Source organism: Candidatus Synechococcus spongiarum (genome assembly GCF_900047545.1).
Classification (GTDB): Bacteria; Cyanobacteriota; Cyanobacteriia; order PCC-6307; family Cyanobiaceae; genus Synechococcus_B; species Synechococcus_B spongiarum_C.
Map to the genome: position 1 here is coordinate 1 of NZ_FITM01000046.1, position 3289 is coordinate 3289.

The following is a 3289-nucleotide window of genomic DNA, read 5'->3' on the forward strand; positions in this document are numbered from 1 at the left end:
CAACAGCAGGCACCCCGCCCCGAACGCAAGGTCAACGAAATCTGATGGCGCCTGAGCGCCCTTGGGGGGCACCGGCTCTACAGTTGCGCAGACCTGGGCAGGAATTACCTCATCCATGGCGGATGGCACCTGCTGTCTTCGGTTTGCACCGGAGTCGCCAACGGTGGCGGCTCAGACGCTACTCAGGGTGGGTACACTGACTCTGGCGTTCGCCAGAGGGCAACAGTCTACACAGCACCCCGCCCCGGCGCCTCAGCCTGCGTCCTCCACCACAAGATCCTGGAGCGCCGGCACGTCAACTTCCACGGACGGCCCCATGCTGGAGCTGACGTAAAGGCTTTTCCAGTAGCGGCCCTTGGCACCACCGGGCTTATTGCGGTCTACGGTGTCCTGCACGGCTTTCAAGTTCACCAGCAGATGCTCGGGGGAGAAACTAGCCTTGCCAAAACGCACATGCACAATGCCCGTCTTGTCGGCGCGCATCTCCAGCTTGCCCGCCTGGAACTCCTTGATGGCGGACTGCAAATTGCTGGTGACGGTGCCGGTTTTGGGGTTGGGCATCAATCCCCGAGGACCCAGAACCCTGCCCAGTCGTGCCACCTTGGGCATCATGTCCGGCGTTGCCAGCAGCAGATCGAACGCCATGGTCCCGCCGGCAATGGCGTTGATCAGATCCTCTTCTCCCACCAGGTCGGCACCGGCAGCCTTGGCCACGGCCAGTTGTTCGCCCCGGGTGATCACCGCCACCCGCACCTTCTGGCCCGTGCCCTTGGGCAGGACCACCGTGGTGCGCAACTGCTGGTCGGCGTATTTGGGGTTGATGCCCAGGCGGGCATGGGCCTCCATGGTTTCGTCGAACTTGGCTGTGGCGTTCTCCTTCACCAGGGCCAAGGCGGCACGGGGTTCATAAGCCTGCTGCTCCACTTTGGCGGCAGCGGCAACGAGGCGTTTGGATAGTTTTGGCATGGTCTTGGGTTGGGGTGCAAACGAACTGCTTCAGGTCAGTTCTCCCCGCAAAGGTGAAGGAGTCATTTTAGGGGCAAGCCCGGGTGGCATCAGTCCTGCACGGCCACGCCCATGTTGCGGGCCGTGCCGGCAATGATCCGCATGGCGGACTCCACGGTGTGGCAGTTGAGGTCGGGCAGCTTGGTCTTGGCGATCTCCTCAAGCTGGGTCGTGGTGATGCTGCCGGCCTGGCCCTTGGAGGAATGGCCGGAGCCCTTTTCAATGTTGGCCGCCTTGCTGATGAGCACGGATGCTGGCGGTGTTTTGAGCACCAGGGAGAAGCTTCGGTCCTCGTAGACGGAAATCTCCACGGGGATGACCATCCCCGCCTTGTCCTGGGTTTTGGCGTTGTACTCCTTGCAGAACGCCATGATGTTCACCCCGTGCTGACCCAGGGCCGGCCCTACGGGAGGCGCCGGGTTGGCTTTGCCCGCGTTGAGCGCCAGCTTGATCAGCGCCGTGACTTTCTTTGCCATAACAATGGGGGACCGATGAGAGAGGGGAAAGTGGAATACCCTAAAACCGGAACAGCTCACTCCTGCTTGGCCACCTGGGAGAACTCCAGCTCCACAGGAGTATCGCGGCCAAAGATGGAGAGCAGGGCCTTGAGCCTGTTGCGCTCTCCGGACACCTCGATCACCTCCCCCTCAAAGTCCTTGAACGGCCCGTCAACCACCCGGATCTGATCCCCTTCGGTGAGGTGGACTTTCACCATGGGCTTGCGCTCCTGGGTGCGGCGGAAGATGCGGTTCACCTCCTTTTGGGTGAGGGGCATGGGCTTCACGTGACCACGACCTCTGCCGGTGGCCCGCCGCTCCTCGGCGCCAACGAAATTGATGACGTTGGGTGTGGTGCGCACCGCAGACTGGGTTTCATCGTCCAGCACCATGCGCACCAGCACGTAACCGGGGAAGACCTTCTCCTCGATGACCTGGCGGTTGCCGTCTTTTTTCACCTTGATGGCGGGTGTTTGGGGAATGGCGATTTCCAGGATGCGATTGCCCACTCCCAAGGTGATGGCCCGCTGCTCAAGAGTGGCCTTGACGTTCTTCTCGCAACTGGAGGCCACCTGCACCCCGTACCAACGGGCTGCTTTGTCCAAATTCGAGCGCTGCTGGGGCTGGGGAGACTCCGGCCTGTCGGCGGGGGGGAAGGATTCAGACGCCATGGTATGGATTCGGAGAGGAAGGAACTCAACCGAGGAAGACCCGGTTTGCAATCCAGGAGAACAAACGGTTGGAGGCCGCCACCACTGCCGCCGACATGGCCACCATCAGGATGACGGAAACGGACTCACTGAACAGTTGCTGACGGCTGGGCCACACCACCCGCCCCAACTCCGCCAGCACCCGGGAGAAGAACGGCTGACGAACAGCAGGTTCCTCCACCGGGAAGTCAACATCCGGAGAGGGGGCAGCGCTGGAATTGGATTGGGCAGACAAATTAGAATCAGGACGGGGTTCTGCTGCGCCACTTTAACGGTAAAGACGTTTCAGCGCAGGGCAACGAACTCCAGCGTGCCATCACCGCAGAGTTGCACGCGCACCCCGTGTACATCGGTGAAGCGCTCCCCCAACACTTCCATGGCGAGGGGATTTTCCAGGCGTCGCCGCAGCAGACGGCGCAACGGGCGCGCTCCGAACTCCGGGTCGTATCCATCCTGAGCCAGGGCTTTCACCACCTCCCCATCCACCTGCAAGTGGAGATTCTGCTCCGCCAGCCGCTGCCCCAGCTCCTGGAGCTGGAGTTCCACAATGGGGCGGATCTGCTCCGGTCCCAGGGGGCGGAAACGGACCACCTCGTCAATCCGGTTGAGGAATTCCGGGCGGAATTTGGCCTTGAGGGCCTGGTCAATGGCTGCCTCCAGTTCCTGCTCCCCGTCCGATCCACTGCTGGCGGCCAGGATTTGGCGGCTGGCAATGTTGCTGGTCATCACCAGGACCGTGTGACGAAAATTGATGGCGCGGCCCTGGGAGTCCGTCAAGCGGCCATCGTCCAGCACCTGGAGTAGCAGGTTAAACACGTCGGGATGGGCCTTTTCCACCTCGTCCAGGAGCACAACCGCATAGGGGCGCTGGCGAATGGCTTCCGTGAGCTGTCCCCCTTCTTCATAGCCCACGTACCCTGGCGGTGCCCCCAACAGGCGAGCCACCGCATTGCGCTCCATGTACTCGGACATGTCCAGCCGCACCAGGGCATCCTCCTGGTCAAACAGCGCCGCCGCCAAGGCCCGGGCCAACTCCGTCTTGCCCACGCCGGTGGGTCCTAGGAAGAGAAACGAGCC

General features: G+C 62.2%; 5 protein-coding genes. All 5 read right to left on the minus strand.

Annotation, left to right across the window (positions count from 1 at the left end; genetic code table 11):
- Positions 1-252: 252 nt before the first annotated feature.
- Positions 253-966, minus strand: coding sequence for a 50S ribosomal protein L1 (rplA, locus tag FLM9_RS01805; protein ID WP_074456987.1), 714 nt, complete (start codon positions 964-966; stop codon positions 253-255).
- Positions 967-1055: 89 nt separating this feature from the next.
- Positions 1056-1481, minus strand: a complete 426-nt coding sequence (gene rplK / locus FLM9_RS01810) for a 50S ribosomal protein L11 (protein ID WP_074456988.1) — start codon at positions 1479-1481, stop codon at positions 1056-1058.
- A 56-nt stretch (positions 1482-1537) separates the two neighbouring features.
- A complete protein-coding gene (gene nusG / locus FLM9_RS01815) occupies positions 1538-2173 on the minus strand; it encodes a transcription termination/antitermination protein NusG (protein ID WP_074456989.1) in 636 nt (211 codons plus the stop codon).
- 25 nt (positions 2174-2198) lie between these two features.
- The gene (gene secE, locus FLM9_RS01820) at positions 2199-2447 is read right to left on the minus strand and encodes a preprotein translocase subunit SecE (protein ID WP_074456990.1); all 249 of its coding nucleotides are present in this window, start codon (positions 2445-2447) and stop codon (positions 2199-2201) included.
- A gap of 50 nt (positions 2448-2497) precedes the next feature.
- The coding region (locus FLM9_RS01825; RefSeq protein WP_143324551.1) for an AAA family ATPase at positions 2498-3289 on the minus strand (792 nt) is incomplete at its 5' end.

Excerpts from the sequence above, each read along its gene's own strand:
- rplA (WP_074456987.1), bottom strand. The coding sequence starts at position 966 with ATGCCAAAACTATCCAAACGCCTCGTTGCCGCTGCCGCCAAAGTGGAG.
- rplK (WP_074456988.1), bottom strand. The coding sequence starts at position 1,481 with ATGGCAAAGAAAGTCACGGCGCTGATCAAGCTGGCGCTCAACGCGGGC.
- nusG (WP_074456989.1), bottom strand. The coding sequence starts at position 2,173 with ATGGCGTCTGAATCCTTCCCCCCCGCCGACAGGCCGGAGTCTCCCCAG.